At 32.7% G+C, this 591-nt stretch carries 1 protein-coding gene; it reads right to left on the bottom strand.

Annotation, left to right across the window (positions count from 1 at the left end; genetic code table 11):
- Positions 1–53: 53 nt before the first annotated feature.
- On the bottom strand, positions 54–365 hold the full coding sequence (locus AB4232_RS00740) for a hypothetical protein (RefSeq protein ID WP_372085699.1): 312 nt from the start codon (positions 363–365) through the stop codon (positions 54–56).
- Positions 366–591 lie beyond the last annotated feature (226 nt).

Genomic DNA, 591 nt, shown 5'->3' with positions numbered 1-591 from the left:
TTTCATTATATTTTCCTTTTATATTTCCATGTCGATATCAGTATCAACTTGCCTTATTCGGATCTGTTGTCCGAGTTTGGCCTAATACACTCTTGTGGTGTCTTATTTAACTGACGTGTGTTTGTTGTATTTTTTTTACTTTCTATCTCCTTTGTATTGGTTGTCTCTTTTCTACTTTTTGAATCAAACGGAGTGCTCTTCGCTTTTTTAGCGTTGAGATAGATACGTAAAGCTTCTTGATTTTCCTCATAGGTTAAGCCAGAACAGATAACACCTCTTTTAATCAATGACTTAAGCAATGGTTCATCGTTCTCAATAGTGGAAGCCTGTGACAGTGATGACAAAGTTAGAACCATTAAAGTCATTGCTTTTATGGGTGTTTTTGTAAGAATCTTAGTTGTGCGAGCCTCGGTTGTAAGAGGCGCTGTTATAAGGAGCATATTAAAAAGAGCCATCAGTTTTGATTATGTAACAAAATATATTTATAAAATTAACCAATCAAATAGATAATTATTACAAGCAATTGTTCGTTCCGATTTCAACATTTAAAGTTAATATCAAATAATGGTCGTTATTTATTTTATTATCAGC

The organism is Vibrio sp. 10N.286.46.A8 (assembly GCF_041470165.1).
Taxonomy (GTDB): domain Bacteria; phylum Pseudomonadota; class Gammaproteobacteria; order Enterobacterales; family Vibrionaceae; genus Vibrio; species Vibrio tasmaniensis_A.
Note: the sequence above shows the minus strand (reverse complement) of the source record. Positions and strands in the feature narration are given on the sequence as shown.